Genomic DNA, 16,609 nt, shown 5'->3' with positions numbered 1-16,609 from the left:
TATCGCCGGCCCGTCTTTCTTACACCCCTGCCGTCAATTGAAGGCTCAGGCGTACTCGTAGGCGAACTCGCCGTCCTTGGCCGACAGGCGCAGGCGGGTCCAGCCGTGGCCATCGCTGCCCAGCGAGGCCCCCAGCAGTTCGCGGCTGATCTTCGGCAGCACACGGTGCGTCAGGATCGCATCGACCATGCGGCCGCCCGATTCGACTTCCGTGCAGCGTTCCACCACCAGCGCCTCGGCGGACGGATCCACTTCCAGCGTGATGCCGTGGTTCTCCTGCAGGCGGCTGGCCACGCGGCCGAACTGCAGCGCCACGATGCGCTTGAGCACGTCGTCGGCCAGCGGCAGGTACGGCACCGCCACCAGGCGGCCCAGCAGCGCGGCCGGGAAGACCTCGAGCAGCGGCGCGCGCAGCGCGGTGGCCAGCGCATCCGGCTCGGGCATCAGCGAGGGATCGGCACACAGGCGCGCGATCAGCTCCGATCCGACGTTGGCCGTCAGGATGATGACCGTGTTGCGGAAGTCGATGTAGCGGCCTTCGCCGTCCTCCATCCAACCCTTGTCGAAAACCTGGAAGAAGATCTCGTGCACGTCGGCATGCGCCTTCTCCACCTCGTCGAGCAGCACCACGCTGTGCGGCCGGCGGCGCACGGCCTCGGTCAGCACGCCGCCCTCGCCGTAGCCCACATATCCGGGCGGCGCGCCCTTCAGCGTGGACACCGTGTGCGACTCCTGGAACTCGCTCATGTTGATGGTGATCAGGTTCTGCTCGCCGCCGTACAGCGACTCGGCCAGCGCCAGCGCGGTCTCGGTCTTGCCCACGCCGCTGGGGCCGCACAGCAGGAACACGCCCACGGGCTTGCCCGGATCGGTCAGGCGGGCACGGGCCGTCTGGATGCGTTGGGCGATGGTGTCCAGCGCATGGCGCTGGCCGATCACGCGGCGTTCCAGGGTATCGGCCAGATCCAGCACGGCACGCGCTTCGTCGCGCACCATGCGGCCCACCGGAATGCCGGTCCAGTCGGCCACCACGGCCGCCACCGCCGAGGCATCCACCGCGGGATGGATCAGCGGATTCTCGCCCTGGCTGCTGATCAGCTCGGCATTGGCCTGGCGCAATTCGTCGCGCAGGCCGTGCGCGGCGGCTTCGTCCACCGCGGCCGGCGTGTCTGCGGCAGGCGCGACATCGTTGCCCGCATCGGGCACGGCGGCATCCGCACCCGCTTCGATGCCCTGGGCCTGGGCCGCCACCGCGGCCGCATCCGGCGGCACGTCGGCGTCGGGATCCAGCTTCTGGCGCAGCGAGAACACCCGCCGCGCCAATGCGGCCTCGCGTTCCCAGCGCGCAGCCAGGTCAGCCTCCTCGGTACGGAGGGCGGACAGCTTTTCCTGGATCTCCGCCACACGCTCCGGTCCGCCGATGCCCAGGCGCGATTCGCGTCCGGCAATGCCCAGCTCGACGTCCAGCGCCTCGATGCGGCGGCGCGCGTCTTCCAGCGCGGCCGGCACGGCCTGCTGGCTGACGGCCACGCGCGCGCACGCCGTGTCCAGCAGCGCCACGGCCTTGTCGGGCAACTGGCGCGCGGGGATGTAGCGATGCGACAGGCGCACGGCGGCCTCGATGGCCTCGTCCAGCAGCAGCACGTGATGGTGCGACTGCAGGGCCTGCGCCAGGCCGCGCAGCATCAGCACCGCGCGCGCCTCGTCCGGCTCATGGATCTGGATGACCTGGAAGCGGCGGGTCAGCGCCGGATCCTTCTCGATGTACTTCTTGTATTCCGACCAGGTGGTCGCGCCGATGGTGCGCAGTTGTCCGCGCGCCAGGGCCGGCTTCAGCAGGTTGGCGGCATCGCCCGTGCCCGCCGCGCCGCCGGCGCCGATCAGCGTGTGGATCTCGTCGATGAACAGCACGATGGGCCGTTCGCTGGACTGCACCTCGTCGATCACCTGGCGCAGGCGCTGCTCGAACTCGCCCTTCACGCCGGCGCCGGCCTGCAGCAGGCCGATGTCCAGCAGGTAGAGCGACACGTCGCGCAGCGGCGCCGGCACGTCGCCGCTGGCCAGGCGCAGGGCCAGGCCTTCCACCACCGCCGTCTTGCCCACGCCGGCCTCGCCGGCCAGCAGCGGGTTGTTCTGGCGGCGGCGCATCAGCACGTCCACCATCTGGCGGATCTCTTCGTCGCGGCCCGAGACCGGATCGAGCTTGCCGGCACGCGCCTGCGCCGTCAGGTCCACCGCAAAGCGGGCCAACGCGGAGCCGCCCTCGCCCGCCGGGCCGCTGGCGGCCGCGGGGGCATCGCCGTCGGCCAGGGGCGGCGCCTCGGCTTCTTCCGGCGAGCCCTTCACGAATTCGTCGAAACGCTCCATCAGCACATCGGGCACGATGCGCTTGAACTGCCCCGACATGCCCGCCAGCACATTGCGCAGGCTGTAGGTGCGCGCCAGCGCCAGCAGCAGATGACCGCTGCGGATGCGCGAGGCGCCGTAGCGCAGCGAGGCGAGCACCCAGGCCCGCTCGACCGCGCTGTCGACGTGTTCGGACAGGTCGGACACCGAACCCGCGCCGCGCGGCAGCTGGTCCAGCGACGTGGCCAGGTCCTGTTGCAGACGGCCGAAGTCGATCTCGAAGGCGCGCGCGATGCGATGCAGATCGCTGTCCTGCATCTGCGCCAGCGTGTGGACCCAATGCACCAGTTCCACGTAGGGATTGCCGCGCAGCTTGCAGAACGCCGTGGCGCTTTCCAGCGTCTTGTACAGCAGCGGGTCGAGTTTGCCGAACAGGTCGGCACGGCCGATATCGGACATGATGCTCCGTCGAAGGGGTAGAGGTTATGGAACGACTTTATTTATGGTTTCACCGCATCAGTCTTCCTGCACTTGCGATCAATCAGCCGGGGCGCAGCCCAGCGTCACCTCCATGGCGCGGTCGCCGACGACCTGGGGGTCGCTGGCCAGGGGCAACACGCGCGTGCCCGACTTCATGATGGGAAACACCCCGGACTGGGTGAAGCTTTGCGTGCCGCCGTCCAGCTTGACGGTGGCACGGTACGAGGCCAGCGCCGACTTGCAGCCGCACTGCCCGATCGACTTGCCTACCTCTAGCGTCAGCTGCTGCAGCACCAGGCCGCGCTCGACGCTGCGCAGGCCCGGCTGCACCTGCACGCACTGGGCCAGATCGTTCTTGACGTCCACGGGCCCCGCGGCCTGGCTGGCGGCCGGCGCCAGCGCCAGCAGCGCCGGCAGGCACGCAGCGGCCACGCGGGCCATCACGCGTTCGACCGCCATATCAACCCCCGACCTTGGTGCCGCCGTTGGTGGCGCGGTTGGGAACGTAATCCACCTTCAGCAGCACGGTGCTGCGGCCGCTGGACTTCGCGAAACCCAGCAGCAGCGGAAAGATGCGCTGCTCGACTTCGATGCAGCCGTGGCTGAAGCCCTTTATCGAATCGTGCAGGTAAAAGCCGCCACGCACGACCGAGCAACGATTGCGGGTCGCCGTATCGGCTGCTTCCATGCGCGCGCGGTAGGTGCCCCAGTTGGCCCAGTACTCTTCGCAACTACCGGCGGCCTCGCCACGCGGAATCTGCTGGATGCCCCACGACGGCGCCAGGTTGCACAGGTTGCGGCCATCGTCCTTGGCCGTGCCCTGGTTGGCCAGGAAGACCTTGTACAGGCCCGGCGGCACGGGGCCGGCATCGGGCGTGCACGATTCGCTCGGAATCTGGTGCTTGGGCATGCCGCTGGTCGCGCGGAACTTGCCGTGCCCACCCCAGGCCAGGACCTGGCCGTCATACGTCATGTCAGGGATCATGCTGTTAGCTCCTCTTGCTCGGGTTGTTTGACGCGTGCGCCCCGCTGGCGCTCGCGGCTCTCGTAATCCAGCAGCAGTTCTCCGGCGTCGCCCTGCTGCGCCTGCCGATTCCCCAGCCAGGACGCCAGTCCCAGCGGCGAAGCTTCTCCCAACCGCACGCCGCGCACCTCGGCGCGGCGCATGACGGGTCTGAAATCCCAGGCGAACTCCACGCCCACGTAATGCCGCACCCAATGCGTCACCTGGCTGGCGCGCCTGCCACCAGGCAGGAACGAGGCATAGTCCTCGCGGCTCAGCGGCCCGACTTCCAGGCGGAACTTGTGCTGGGCGTCGCGCACGGCCACGCCCAGCAGGGTGTCCCGGCCCAGGCCCTGGCGGCCGCCCAGTCCCAGCCGCTGGCGCGGCTCCAGGCGGATCCATTGGGGCACGTACTCGCACACCTTCACCGGCAGCGAGAAGAAGGTTTCCAGGATATGGCGCAGGCCCTCGGGGTTGCGCGTCTGGCGCAGCAGATGGCCGGCCATGTAGTACTTGGCGTGGTCCATCACGCTGTCGCGGCGCTGCATCGACGGCACGCCCATGTGCATCAGGCTGGCCACGTAGCGCGTGAAGCGCTCTTCGCGCCGATCCAGGCTGACGGTGCTCTGCGCATCGGCCCAGGCACGGTAGAACAGCAGGATCAGGCGATGATGGAACAGGTCGGCAAACGCGCTGAGCGTCGGGTCGCCGTGGTGGTACATGCGCTCGCGCGCGTGTTCGGTCAGGTGCAACGGCAACGGGCCGTTGGGACCGAACAGGCCGAAGCTGTAGATGGACAGCTCGGGCGGGCCGTTTGCCGTCGCCAGCTTCGCGGACGCCAGCGTGGCCGGCGCGAACGCCATCGACGGCTCCTGCCGCAGGCGCACGGGCTCGTTGCGCGGCGAGGCGTCGCGCCCCAGCGGCGAACGCGCGCCCGCGCGGGCGTCGATCCAGCGCAGCACGTGGAACAGGTCGTGCGCGTAGGGCTCGCGCTCCAGGTCTTCCCAGAAGCCTTCGGGCAGGGCGCCGCCGCCGCGCACGCCCTCGCCCGGCGGGGGCGGCAGGGGCATGGCCGGCGTCGATTCGGCGGGCTCGGAAGCCGCCACCTCGGGCACGGGGTCAACCATGGTCGATGCCGACATGCTTACCCCATGTGGACTTGCTTGGCATCTACCTTGACCAGCGCGTCGGCGGTCACCACCGTATAGGGCGCATGCACGCGCGCGCTCTGCTCGGCCTGGTAATCCATCGTGCCGACGCGCACCTGCTCGACTTCGCTGACGTTGCGGAACGCCATGCGCGACAGATGCGACAGACGGTCCACCACGGCCTCATAGACCTTGCCCACCAGGCGCATGGTGCCCACGGCGCCCTGCACCTCGCCCGCCAGGTAATGCATGCGCGCGGCGGTGCAGCCGGCTTCGTTGGCCTGCACGTGCAGCTTGCCGGTCTCGACCCGCACGCCCTCGCGGCCAGCGATGCGCACGTCGCCCGCGGCCTGCAGCGCCACGTCGGCGGTGCGCGAGCGCAGCAGCATGCGGCCCTCCATCTCCAGCGTGCCGCTGGCGGGATCGGCCTGCTCGATCACGGCGATCAGGTAGACGCGCGTGGCGTCCGGGCCGCTGATCATCACCGTATCGCCCAGTTCGGGCGCCAGCAGGCAACTGGCGGCGCGGCGCGCCAGCCATTCGCGGCCATCGCAGCGCACGGCGTAATCGCCGTTCTCGCCGCGGCGCACCAGGGTGCCGATCAGATGGACCGGATCGTATTGGAGATAACTGCGCTGGGCGGCTTGCATGGTGATCTTCCTAGTGTCTGTATCCGGGGCGGCCCACCTTGGGGCGGCCCGGCTCGCTCATACCGCGGGCCGGCTGCCCATGCGGGGTTGCCATCGGGCCAGTTCGCCGCGCTGCAGCGTCGACAGGACCAGCTCCGACATCATGTTGATGGAAACGTGGCGAGCGAAGAACTGCTCGAGCACCGCGCCGAACACGAACGGGCTGATGCCAGAGAATGCGGCTTCATCGACCTGCAGGTCGATACGCACGCCGCGCCCATAGACCATCGGTCCGGGCAGCGGCAGGCGGTGATGCACCGGCGAAGCCTGCACGTGGCGCACGCCCGAGATGTGCTTGCGCACCACCGGGTCGGCCAGGTTGCCGTACAGGTTCAGCAGTTCGCGCAGGGACTGCGCGCCCTGGTCCGAATCCAGGTCGGTCAGGCTCAGGTAATGCAGGCCCAGATGGCTGATCAGTTGCCAGGAGGCCGCGTTGTCCGCCAGCGCGGTGGCCGGTCGCGTCGGACCATGCAGCACCTTCACCGCCTTCACGGGCGCGGACACGCGCAGCGTGAAGTCCGATTCGCCGCCCAGCGGCAACAGCATCGGCAGGTCGCGGTTGGTGCACAGCGTCTCCAGCGTCAGGTGGCGCAAGGCCCCGGAGAACGGCGCTTCCTGCCGGTCGACCAGCGACAGGAACAATTCGCTGCCCGTATAGCTGGTGCGCGTGCCGTGGCGGCGCGCGGTGTCGGACGCCAGCCGCGGCTCGCGGCGCGTGGAGTAATACGCGCCGTAGTCATCGGTGTCGGCGCCGAACGATCCGTAGAACGGCCGGAACTCCTGCTCGGGTTTCTGCGCGGACACGTGGCCCAGCACCTTCGTCACGCTGTAGACCTCGAAGTCCATCGGACGGGTGCGGTCCACCACCGCGTGGTACTCGTATGTGCGCGGCGTCACGGCGACGCGGTCGGCGCGGCGCGGGAACAGGTTGATCACCGGCGAGCAGTGCAGCGCCAGGTTCTCGGCGCTGATCGTGCCTTCCAGTTCGGGCGCGGCAGCCGACAGCAGCAGCGTCAGGTCGAAGCTGCGCGTCTCAGGCTTGCCGCCAGCCTTGGCATTGGCGGCGCGCGCCGTGCGCAGGCCGCGCTTCAGGTTGTTCACGCTGAAGAACAGATAACGGCGCGGGCAGGCGAAGTATTCCTGCAGCAGGCGGTAGCCCTGGAACACACGCGTCTCGGTCGGCAGCAGCGCCTGGTCGTCGGCGAAGCCTTCATGGCGCAGCGCATCGGCGGGCAGCTTGTTGATCCAGGCGGTCGGCCGCGCGCTGTCGTGCGCCAGCACGGCCACGGTATGGCCCATCACCAGCTCCATCAGGCGCTGCATGGGCACATCCTGGCCGTTCAGATAGAACATCAGCTGGTCGAGGTCCAGGTCTTCCAGCGTGACGCCGCCGCACACTTCGATGCGGATGCGCAGCGCGCTGACCACGCCGGCATTGCGCCCGCCCAACCCCATGCGCGACAGCGGCAGGTCGGGCGGCGGACCGGTGAACTCGGCCTGGGTCACGCGCAGCGGCCACAACCGCACCTCGTGGCCCGTCATGAATTCGCACGGCGTCTGTTCGTTGCGCGCCAGCCGGCCGCGCAGCATGGTGCCGCGCGGCAGCGTGAAGCCGCCCGCCAGCGAACCTTCGTTCATGCTGGGAGAGAACTGCACCACCGCCATCGACGGCGTGGGCGCCAGGTAATGCGGGTGCACCACTTCGAGCAGCCGCTGCGTGAAGCGCGGAAACTCGGCATCCATCTTCAGGTGGATGCGCGCCGCCAGGAAGCTGAAGCCTTCCAGCATGCGCTCGACATAAGGGTCGGCCACTTCGGTGCCGTGCATGCCCAGGCGGCCGGCCACCTTGGGAAACTGCTTGGCGAATTCCGCGCCCATCTCGCGCATGTAGACGAGTTCGCGGTTGTAGTATTCGAGCAGGCGCGCATCCATCAGGCAATACCTCCGACGTCGCGCAGATCCATGTGTCCGCTTTCCAGATCGATGTCGGTGCGGAACAGGAATTCCATGGGATACGGCACGCACCAGAGCATGCCGCGGATTTCGAGAGTGAGCACGTTGTGGTGCTCCAGGGTGCCCGTATCGCTGATGCAGCGCACCTCGACCGACGATTCCAGGATGCGCGGTTCGAAGGTGGCGATGGCATCGCGAATGGACGACTCGACATCGACCCAGTCGATGTCCGACATGCGGCGGCCAGCCATGGCCCGCACGCCGAAATTCAGGCAGGAGCGCGGCACGCTGTCATAGGCCGACAGGTCCTGGGTGGTTTCCAGGTTGACGGTGTTCAGCAGCCAGCGCAGGTCGCGCAACACGGCGGTGCGCAGTTCGTTGTGCGTCAGCATGGACGCCTCGGCCGCCTCGCCACGGCGCTGCGGCTCATTGTCCATCAGGCGATCGAGCAGCGAGGGCTGCAGGCGGTCGCGCGCGACACGGTTGTCGCGCGAGATCTGGGGGCGGTCCGGCTTGCCGCCGGCATCGCGGTGCCCCATCAGGCGGCCTCCTGGCGCAGGCCGCGCACGTCCAGCAGCGCGAATTCACCGCCATCGGTGATCCACATCTTCTGGCCGGCGCCGGCGAACGTGCCGTCGGCCAGCTCGCGCCACTGCGTCACGCGGCCCAGCCGCAGGTGTTCTTCCTGGTCGGCCATGCGCTGGCCCGGCGCCGCGGGATACCGCGCGGGAATCAGGCCGGGCAGCGTGCGGCCGTCCTTGAGCAGGATCTCGGCCCGCGCCCAGACCACGTCGCACAGGCCCTCGGGGGCCAGCAGCGCGATCTCGCCGATGTCCTCGAACGGCACCCAGCCGTACTGGCCGCCGGACAGCAGTTCGCAGACCGGGCCCAGGCGGCTGTCGCCGTCGCCGATCCACGCATAGGGTTCAGGGTCCGCCTCTTCGGCGGCGCCGGTCAGCGCCCCCGCGCAGACCTGGGCGGCGTCCAGCGCCTGCTCGCGCAGCTCGGCGGCTTTTGCCGGATCGGCCGCGTCGGCGCCCAGGGCCTGGACCAACAGGTCGCACCACTCGGGGCGCGAGGCAAAGAACGACGGGGCGCCCGTTCCGGCCAGCACGGCCTCGCGCTGCTTCTCGCCGTCGATGGCCTGCGAATACATCATGGCCATGGGGCGCGACTGCATGCTGAATTGCGAACACAGGCGCAGCTGATCGGCGGCGCGGGCCCAGTCGCCCTGCACGGCGGCCAGCTGGAACAGCTGGGCGCGCAGGTCGGCGTCATCGGGCGCGCGGCGAATGCGCGATTCGACCGCCTCGATGTGCTGCGACAGATTGCCGTCACGCAAGGACAAGGCGGAGTTCTGCATGGAGGGCATCCCGGTTCGAAGAAGAATTCTGTGGAAAACGTCGGGTGAAACGAAATGGCGGGGTCGCGAGGGCCTTCCAGACCCGATCGCGCCCCGCGTTTGCTACGCTAGAAAGCGGTCAATACGCTGGCAAGCGGATCAGCCGACTTCCTTGTTCTGCTTGATGTCCCAAGCGACCAGGCTTTCAGCGCCCTTGCCGCCCGAAGCAGTCTGCTCCCAGTACTGCTGGCGCACGCGAGCAGCTTGGAAAGCGTAGTTCACCAGCACGGCTTCCGAGCCGTTGTCGGCGGCGACCTGCACCGACGTCACCAGCACTTCTTCCAGCGTGACCTTGCTGTATTCGACTTGCTGGCCGCCGGCCTTGCAGATCGACAGTTCGATCTTGCTCAGGTGCTTGCCGCTGGCGCAGTGCTTCATGACAGCCGGAGCCGCCTTGTCGATGCGGGCCACCACGTGCAGGTCGTTGAAGCTGGCCTTGCCAGCGCCTTGGCCGCCACCGGTAGCCAGCGTAGCCGGCTGGGTGGCACCCCACGAGAAGGACACGATGTCGGTCCATTCCTTGTGGTTGGCGTCCTTGGATTCACCATTGGCGCCTTCGATCTTCATGAACATGTCAACAGCCACTTACTTTCTCCCTTAAAGTCGCATGGATGCCGGGCGGAATGCCCGGCCCGTGAAAGTGCCCTCAGGCCTCGCTCTGCTTGAGCGAGGGCAACTTGGACACCAGTCGCAGCGATACCGTCAGCCCTTCGAGCTGATAGTGCGGCCGCAGGAAAAACTTCGCGGAGTAGTACCCGGGGTTGTCCTCGATCTCCAGGACCTGCACCTCGGCGGCGGCCAGCGGCTTGCGCGCCTTGGTTTCCTGCGAGGAGTTGGCCGGGTCGCCATCCACGTAGTTCATGATCCAGTCGTTCAACCAGCGTTCCATTTCGTCGCGCTCGCGGAACGACCCGATCTTGTCTCGCACGATGCACTTGAGGTAGTGCGCGAAACGGCAGCAGGCAAACAGATACGGCAGACGCGCGGCCAGCTTGGCGTTCGCGCTGGCATCGGCGTCGTGGTACTCCTGCGGCTTTTGCAACGACTGCGCGCCGATGAAGGCCGCGAAGTCGGAGTTCTTGCGATGCACCAGCGGCATGAAACCGTTCTTGGCCAGTTCGGCCTCGCGGCGGTCGCTGATGGCGATTTCGGTGGGGCACTTCATGTCCACGCCGCCGTCGTCGGTCGGGAACGTGTGGCACGGCAGGTTCTCGACCGCGCCGCCCGACTCCACGCCGCGGATCGACGTGCACCAGCCGTACAGCTTGAACGAACGGTTGATGTTGGCCGCCATCGCGTAGGCCGAGTTGGCCCAGGTGTAGCGGTCGTGGTTCGCGCCGTCGGTGTCTTCCTCGAAATCGAATTCGTCCACCGGATTGGTGCGCACGCCGTAGGGCAGTCGCGCCAGGAAGCGCGGCATGGCCAGGCCGAGGTAGCGCGCGTCTTCCGACTCGCGCAGGCTGCGCCAGGCGGCGTACTCGGTGTTGGTGAAGATCTTGGTCAGGTCGCGCGGGTTGGCCAGCTCCTGCCACGAATCCATCTGCATCACGTTGGGCGAGGCGCCCGTGATGAAGGGGCAGTGCGCGGCGGCGGAGATGCGCGCCATCTCGCCCAGCAGCTCCACGTCCGGGGGGCTGTGGTCGAAGTGGTAGTCGCCCACCAGGCAGCCGATGGGTTCGCCGCCGAACTGGCCGTATTCCTCTTCGTACACGCGCTTGAAGATCGGGCTCTGGTCCCAGCCCACGCCCTTGTAGCGCTTGAGCGTGCGGCCCAGGTCCTTCTTCGACATGCACATGAAGCGGATCTTCAGCAGCTCGTCGGTCTCGGTGTTGGTGACCAGGTAGTGCAGGCCGCGCCAAGCGCCTTCCAACTGCTGGAACTCGGCGTTGTGCATGATCAGGTTGACCTGCTCGGACATCTTGCGGTCGATCTCGGCAATGATGGCCTGGATCGTGCGATAGGCGTCCGACGACAGGCCCACGCCGCTGTTCTGCAGCGCCTGGTGCGCCAGGGTGCGCACGGCGTGCTCGACGGCCTCGCGGGCCTGCTCGGTCTTGGGCTTGAATTCTTTCTTCAGCAGCGACGAGAGGTCATCGGTTTCGAGTGTCTCGACTGCTGCGTTGTTACTGGCGCGATTGGCCACTGCTGTCATGGCGTTCTCCGTATCCGTCGGATTCAGTTGGCGTCCTTGGACGCGGTGGCTTCGCCGGATTCGGCGGCGTGCTCAGCGGCGGGCGTGGCCGCATTCGGCAAGGCGGCCAGCGAGTTCAGCAGGGCGGGATTCTTCAAGACCTTGCCGATCAGTTCCTCGGCGCCGTTCTTGCCATCCATGTAGGTCAGCAGGTTGGCCAGCTGGGTGCGTGCCTGCAGCAGCTCATCCAGCGGGCCGACCTTGCGCGCCACATTGGCGGGCGAGAAGTCGTCCAGGCTTTCGAAGGTGATGTCGACGTTCAGGCGGCCATCGCCCGTCAGCGAGTTCTCGACCTGGAAGGCGGCGCGCGGACGCACCGACTTCATGCGCTCGTCGAAGTTGTCGATGTCGATGTCCAGGAACTTGCGCTCGCCCACCTCGGGCTGCGGCGTATCGGACTTGCCCGCCAGATCGGCCAGCACGCCCATCACGAACGGCAGCTGGATCTTGCGTTCGGCGCCGTAGATTTCCACGTCGTATTCGATCTGTACGCGCGGCGCACGGTTTCTGGCGATGAATTTCTGTCCGCTGCCTTTCAGACTGGTAGTTGTATTTGCCATCTTTGAGATCTCCCGAAGAAGTGTTTTTTGCCGGGACGCTTACGAACCGGTAGTCGTGCGGTTTTCCGCGTCGCGCGGGATCCAGGCTTCGAACTGTTCGAGACCCTGCGGCGCCAGGTTGCGCAGAATCTCGTGGAAACCGAGGGGAATGAGCTGCTGCACCCGCCGGATCAACACCGGCGCCGGATGGCTGGGTTCGTGCGCCTCGAAATAGGCGCAGACCTTGGCCAGCATGGCCGCGGCTTCCTCGCGGCTGGTGATCTGGGCTTCCTGCCACCGCACGACGTTGTGCACGATGGTGGCACGCTGTTCGACCGGCGCGGTGGCCGCCGTGGCGGCCGGCGCGGCCACCGCGCCGGCGCCAGTCGGCTCGGCCCCGAAGGCCTCGGGCGGCGTTTCGGGCGCCACGCCCGTGCCGGAGTCCATGTCGCTCCAGACGCGGCGGATGGTGTCCAGGCTGCGCAGCACGCCCGCGAAATCGGGACTCCAGGAACCGCCCAGGCGGCTCGTCGTATGTTCCTGGATACGGCGTAACGCGGCAGCGGCGTCGCTGACGGCCAGGACCGCAGGCTCGGGGCCCAGCCAGGCCTGGCGCAGGCTTTCGGTCAGCCGCGGACGGCCGCCGGGATAATCGGTATCGGTCTTGCTGCCTTCCAGCAGCGATTCGGCGTCGCGCATCGACAGCTTGCCGTGCACGTCGTCCAGCAGGACGGCGGAACGCGCGCTGCGGGCGCAGCCCAGCGGGTCACCCAGCGAAGCCAGCGCATTCATGCGCGGCATGGGATCTTCCTCGCCATACACGTCCAGGCGGGGATGCACGTCTTCCCAGTAGTGTTCCAGCGTGCTGGCGGCCAGGGCCACGCCTTCGGCGTAGCCAGGCACGCCACGCGTCTCGGCCCAAGCCTGCGTCAGGAAGGCGATCACGCGCAAGTCGCGCGTGCGCTCCAGCAGCGCCAGGGCCAGTTTTTCGACATTGCGCCAGTCGGGCGGCTGGGCGGGGATAATCGTCGCGCCGAACTGCTGCTCGCTCTTGCCCACCGTCGCCTGCTGCAGTTGAAGGAACTCGGGGTCGTACTCGAGATCCTCTCCGCAGGGCAGGTTCGGCTCCAGCGTCTTCAGCAATTCGGCGAATTCCATGTTCGTCATCAGGCGCGCAACGGTAAAAGAACCGGGCCCGCCCGCTGGCGACCCCGTCAGACGTGCGAATTCTATGCACGCACTTTGAGGGCACCAATGACATCTAACATGTCCTGTCGCTTCTTACGTTTCGATAACACCCCACCAAAAAATCAAACGTTTCTTTTTATTTAAACCAGCATTATTGTCACATTAATCTGGTATAAGCATTTTCGCGTTTTTCCGGGATCCGAACGGAATCTCCGCACGGGCTGTCCCGGCTATTTCGGCGCCCTCACCAGGGTGGATTTCCCGAACAGACTCTCCACCAATTCCACCGCCACCGACGCCGTTTTATTGCGCACGTCGAGGGCGGGATTCAATTCGACGATATCCAGCGAACGCATCAGTCCGGTGTCGGCGATCATCTCCATGCAAAGCTGCGCTTCGCGGTAAGTAGGGCCGCCAGCAACTGTAGTGCCCACGCCCGGCGCGATTTCCGGATCCAGGAAGTCGACATCGAAGCTGACGTGAAGATGGGTTTCGACATCGAGCCCCGCCAAAGCCGCCTGCATCACTGCGCGCATACCCACTTCGTCCAGGTAGCGCATGTCGTAGACCTCCAGCCCGGCCTGGTGCACCAAAGTGCGTTCGCCCTCGTCCACGCTGCGGATACCGATCTGCCGGACCCAGGCGGGCTGGATCGCCGGATGGCGTCCTGCCAGGCCCGTCAGGGCCGCCGGGCCATTGCCGCACAGGCAGGCCACCGGCATGCCGTGCAGATTGCCCGTAGGCGTCAGCAGGTGGGTATTGAAGTCGGCGTGGGCATCCAGCCACAGCACGCGCAACTTGCGGCCGGTCTGCCGGCAATGGCGGGCCACCGCGCTGACCGAGCCGATGCCCAGGCTGTGGTCGCCGCCGAGCATCACCGGCAGGCAGCCGTCGGACAGGGCCTGCCCCACGGCGTCGCGCACCAGCGTGTTCCAGGCCACCACCTCGTCCAGGTGCCGATAGCCGCCCACGGGCGGCCGCCAGGGGTTCGTGGGCCCTTGCAGGTTGCCCACATCCTCGGTGCGCACCCCTCGCCGCTCGAGCATGGCCACGATACCGGCCACCCGCAGCGCCTCCGGCCCCATGGAAGCACCTCGCACACCCGCGCCGATATCGGTGGGCACGCCGATCAGCCGTGCGGTCAGGTCGGTCGGAAAATTCACATGGGCCTCCTGGGAAAGCGTGCTGCGGCGCCTGGCGGCGCCCGAAGGATTAGAGCCTTGCTGCGTCAGTCTATTCCCGGATATGCCCCGGAAATCAGGTCGACGAAACCTTTGCTTGCAATTTTTGTGGTGCCAATCCAGGGTAAACCCGAAAATTCCGCTTGCTTACCTATCTATGAGTAGGTAGTATTTGATCCATGGACGGCGCATCACCAAGACGCAACGCCCAGACAGCCAGCCAGACCGGCTTTTTTATTTACCCGTTCACCTATCTACTGATAGATAAACTCTCGCAGCATCGACCCCTGATTTCTCAAAGGAATCCATCATGAAGACCATCGCCTCGACCCTGATCCTCGCCGCCAGCCTGATGGGCGCCAGCGCCTACGCCGGCAACGTCGAACCCAACAACACCCCCTTCCAGGGCGTCTATGGCCAGCAGGACCCCGCCGGCAAGACCCGCGCCCAGGTGCAGGCCGAACTGGCCGATGCCCGCGCTCAGGGTCTGCTGACCTTCGGCGAAGCCGGCCAGCCCCCCTACACCGGCGCCGACGCCACGCCGGACCGCGCGCAAGTCCAGGCCGCACCTATGCAGGCCGCACCCATCCGCGCTCGTGACGACCGCGCCGAAGCCTGGTACCCGGACGGCGCCTGATTCTCTGCCTCAAAAATTTCGACCCGAACCTATCTACTGATAGATAACTTTTTCGAATAGCCACACTCAAGGAACTCACCATGAAGATCTTCGCCGCCACCCTGCTGATGATGCTCGGCGTCAATGCCTATGCCGCCGGCAACGTCGAACCCAACAACACTCCTTTCCAGGGCGTGTACGGACAGCAAGAACCAGGCAAGACCCGCGCCCAGGTGCTGGCCGAACTGGCCGATGCCAAGGCCAATGGCCTGATCGTGCAACAGGAGGCCGACCTGCCTTTCCAGGCTGTCGACACCGCCACGCTGACCCGCGCCCAGGTTCGCCAGGAACTGGCCCAGGCCCGCGACGCCGGCCAGACCAGCTTCGGTGAACTGGACTACCAGGCCAACTGATGGTCCGCCAACGCGCACAGGACGCCCGGTCTCCCGCCTCAGGCACGCCCCGCCTCCGCTGGCCTGGGGCGGCCAGCGAGGCTAGCACTGGGCGTCCGTTCCGCTGCCCCTTTCCCGCCGCCCCCACAGGAGCCGCACGACCCTAGATTTCATCCGGAGCTGCATCATGGATACCGAAACCACCCGCAATCAGCTTGTCGCCCACGCCCAGCGCCTGATCCAGGAGCGCGGCTACAACGGCTTCAGTTACCGCGACCTCGCTGCGCTGGTGGGCATCAAGACCGCAAGCATCCACTATCACTTCCCCCAGAAGGAAGACCTGCTGCTCGCCGCCGTAGAGGCCTACCATGCGCACTGGCGCACCGCCATACGGACGATCGCGCCGGACCTGCCGGCCGCCGGGAAGCTGCAGCAGTACCTGGCCCTGCACACCAGATCATTCGGCGGCACCGCCCGCGTCTGCCTGGGCGGCGCCCTGGCGGCCGACCTGGCTTCGCTGCCTGCCCCCGTGCGCCCGGCCCTGCAGGCGTTCTACCGCGCCAACGAAGACTGGCTGGCCGGCGTGCTGGCCGAAGGTGCGCGCGATGGCTCGCTGCCCGAACAGGTCGATCCCCGGGCGGGCGCCCGCGCCGTCTTCGCCGCGCTGCAGGGCAGCCTCTGCGCCTCGCGCCTGTTCGGCGACAGCGAACGGCTGCGCGACGTCCTGCCGGTCCTGGCGGTCGCCGCGGCTTGAGAGAAACCTGAAGAAGGAAAGCGGTCGAGCCCTGGGCGCCCGCAATGGGCACCGGGGCGTCAGGCCGGCTGAGGCTCGCGCTGCACCGAGGCGAACACGTCCTGCACACGGTCCGGCGCCTGGAACAGGCGCGATGCCAGCAATGCGCCTTGCAAGGCGGCGAACAGCGCGCGCGCGTCGGCGTGCGGATCCCCCGACGACTTCAGCGTGCCGTCCCGCGCGCCTTCGGCGAACACCTTGGCCAGCCAGGTCTCGTGCAGGCGGTAGAACGTCTGCAAGACGGTGCGCACCGAATCGGGCACCGAGTTGAAGTCGGCCGTCAGCATGCCGCACATACAGACCTGGTCGCCGGCCGTGCGGGTGAACAGGCGGGCGTACTGATCCAGGCGTTGCCGGGCCGGCAGAGACTCGTCGACGGTGCGCACGGCCTGCAGAGCGCGGCCGGTGTAGTCGTCGACCGCCGCCAGCAACAGGTCTTCTTTCTGGGGAAAGTGATAGTGGATGCTGGCCGTCTTCACGCCGACGTGCTCGGCCAGGTCGCGGTAGCTGAAGCCGTTGTAGCCGCGCTCGCGGATCAGCGTCTGCGCATGCGCGATGAGCTGTTCGCGGGTGTTGCCCGACGCGCCGGAGGATTTGGCAACAGGGGTGGCGGGGGAAATGTCGGACATGGCGGCAGGGTCTTGCAGGCGAAATTTCATACTATCTACTGATAGGTTGGAAGTCAAGA

The 16,609-nt window shown here is 67.2% G+C and carries 17 protein-coding genes; 3 read left to right on the top strand and 14 right to left on the bottom strand.

Translation table 11 applies throughout. The features are described from left to right. Positions 1 to 45 precede the first annotated feature (45 nt). From tssH to rocF, 13 genes are all read right to left on the bottom strand, one after another. Positions 46 to 2,805: a type VI secretion system ATPase TssH gene (tssH, locus tag A7W11_RS10250; protein WP_066411178.1), complete on the bottom strand. Its 2,760-nt coding sequence runs from the start codon at positions 2,803 to 2,805 to the stop codon at positions 46 to 48. Positions 2,806 to 2,883: 78 nt separating this feature from the next. Beyond that, positions 2,884 to 3,285 carry a DUF2195 family protein gene (locus tag A7W11_RS10245; RefSeq protein ID WP_066411175.1) on the bottom strand — a complete coding sequence of 134 codons (402 nt, stop codon included), beginning with the start codon at positions 3,283 to 3,285 and terminating at the stop codon, positions 2,884 to 2,886. 1 nt (position 3,286) lies between these two features. Then, positions 3,287 to 3,811 (bottom strand): tlde1 domain-containing protein, encoded by a 525-nt coding sequence (locus A7W11_RS10240; RefSeq protein WP_066411170.1) that lies wholly within the window; start codon positions 3,809 to 3,811, stop codon positions 3,287 to 3,289. Beyond that, positions 3,808 to 4,899 carry a type VI secretion system baseplate subunit TssG gene (gene tssG / locus A7W11_RS10235; RefSeq protein WP_066413823.1) on the bottom strand — a complete coding sequence of 364 codons (1,092 nt, stop codon included), beginning with the start codon at positions 4,897 to 4,899 and terminating at the stop codon, positions 3,808 to 3,810. Before tssG ends, A7W11_RS10240 begins: the two co-directional genes overlap by 4 nt. Before the next feature lie 74 nt (positions 4,900 to 4,973). Further along, the gene (locus A7W11_RS10230) at positions 4,974 to 5,627 is read right to left on the bottom strand and encodes a DUF3540 domain-containing protein (RefSeq protein ID WP_066411161.1); all 654 of its coding nucleotides are present in this window, start codon (positions 5,625 to 5,627) and stop codon (positions 4,974 to 4,976) included. A gap of 57 nt (positions 5,628 to 5,684) precedes the next feature. Continuing rightward, the gene (gene tssF / locus A7W11_RS10225) at positions 5,685 to 7,598 is read right to left on the bottom strand and encodes a type VI secretion system baseplate subunit TssF (protein ID WP_066411154.1); all 1,914 of its coding nucleotides are present in this window, start codon (positions 7,596 to 7,598) and stop codon (positions 5,685 to 5,687) included. After that, entirely contained in the window at positions 7,598 to 8,158 is a 561-nt protein-coding gene (gene tssE, locus A7W11_RS10220; RefSeq protein WP_066411151.1) for a type VI secretion system baseplate subunit TssE, read from the bottom strand. Before tssE ends, tssF begins: the two co-directional genes overlap by 1 nt. Then, positions 8,158 to 8,982: a type VI secretion system accessory protein TagJ gene (locus A7W11_RS10215; protein ID WP_066413820.1), complete on the bottom strand. Its 825-nt coding sequence runs from the start codon at positions 8,980 to 8,982 to the stop codon at positions 8,158 to 8,160. Before A7W11_RS10215 ends, tssE begins: the two co-directional genes overlap by 1 nt. 138 nt (positions 8,983 to 9,120) lie before the next feature. Further along, the gene (locus tag A7W11_RS10210) at positions 9,121 to 9,588 is read right to left on the bottom strand and encodes an Hcp family type VI secretion system effector (RefSeq protein WP_144630624.1); all 468 of its coding nucleotides are present in this window, start codon (positions 9,586 to 9,588) and stop codon (positions 9,121 to 9,123) included. A gap of 79 nt (positions 9,589 to 9,667) precedes the next feature. Next, complete coding sequence (gene tssC / locus A7W11_RS10205) at positions 9,668 to 11,173, bottom strand: type VI secretion system contractile sheath large subunit (protein WP_066411134.1); 1,506 nt, start codon at positions 11,171 to 11,173, stop codon at positions 9,668 to 9,670. A gap of 23 nt (positions 11,174 to 11,196) precedes the next feature. Next, on the bottom strand, positions 11,197 to 11,772 hold the full coding sequence (gene tssB / locus A7W11_RS10200; RefSeq protein WP_066411126.1) for a type VI secretion system contractile sheath small subunit: 576 nt from the start codon (positions 11,770 to 11,772) through the stop codon (positions 11,197 to 11,199). Between the two features lie 39 nt (positions 11,773 to 11,811). Next, entirely contained in the window at positions 11,812 to 12,909 is a 1,098-nt protein-coding gene (tssA, locus tag A7W11_RS10195; RefSeq protein ID WP_082887243.1) for a type VI secretion system protein TssA, read from the bottom strand. 260 nt (positions 12,910 to 13,169) lie between these two features. Then, positions 13,170 to 14,102 carry an arginase gene (gene rocF / locus A7W11_RS10190; RefSeq protein WP_066411122.1) on the bottom strand — a complete coding sequence of 311 codons (933 nt, stop codon included), beginning with the start codon at positions 14,100 to 14,102 and terminating at the stop codon, positions 13,170 to 13,172. Between the two features lie 328 nt (positions 14,103 to 14,430). Between rocF and A7W11_RS10185 the strand changes: the two genes are divergently transcribed. From A7W11_RS10185 to A7W11_RS10175, 3 genes are all read left to right on the top strand, one after another. Then, entirely contained in the window at positions 14,431 to 14,757 is a 327-nt protein-coding gene (locus A7W11_RS10185) for a DUF4148 domain-containing protein (RefSeq protein ID WP_066411120.1), read from the top strand. 80 nt (positions 14,758 to 14,837) lie between these two features. Next, positions 14,838 to 15,149 (top strand): DUF4148 domain-containing protein, encoded by a 312-nt coding sequence (locus tag A7W11_RS10180; protein WP_066411118.1) that lies wholly within the window; start codon positions 14,838 to 14,840, stop codon positions 15,147 to 15,149. Between the two features lie 166 nt (positions 15,150 to 15,315). After that, on the top strand, positions 15,316 to 15,882 hold the full coding sequence (locus A7W11_RS10175) for a TetR/AcrR family transcriptional regulator (RefSeq protein ID WP_066411117.1): 567 nt from the start codon (positions 15,316 to 15,318) through the stop codon (positions 15,880 to 15,882). A 59-nt stretch (positions 15,883 to 15,941) separates the two neighbouring features. Here A7W11_RS10175 and A7W11_RS10170 read toward each other — a convergent pair whose 3' ends face one another. Further along, entirely contained in the window at positions 15,942 to 16,550 is a 609-nt protein-coding gene (locus tag A7W11_RS10170) for a TetR/AcrR family transcriptional regulator (protein ID WP_066411115.1), read from the bottom strand. Positions 16,551 to 16,609 lie beyond the last annotated feature (59 nt).

The organism is Bordetella ansorpii (assembly GCF_900078315.1).
In the GTDB taxonomy this organism is placed as follows: Bacteria; Pseudomonadota; Gammaproteobacteria; order Burkholderiales; family Burkholderiaceae_B; genus Bordetella; species Bordetella ansorpii.
Note: the sequence above shows the minus strand (reverse complement) of the source record. Positions and strands in the feature narration are given on the sequence as shown.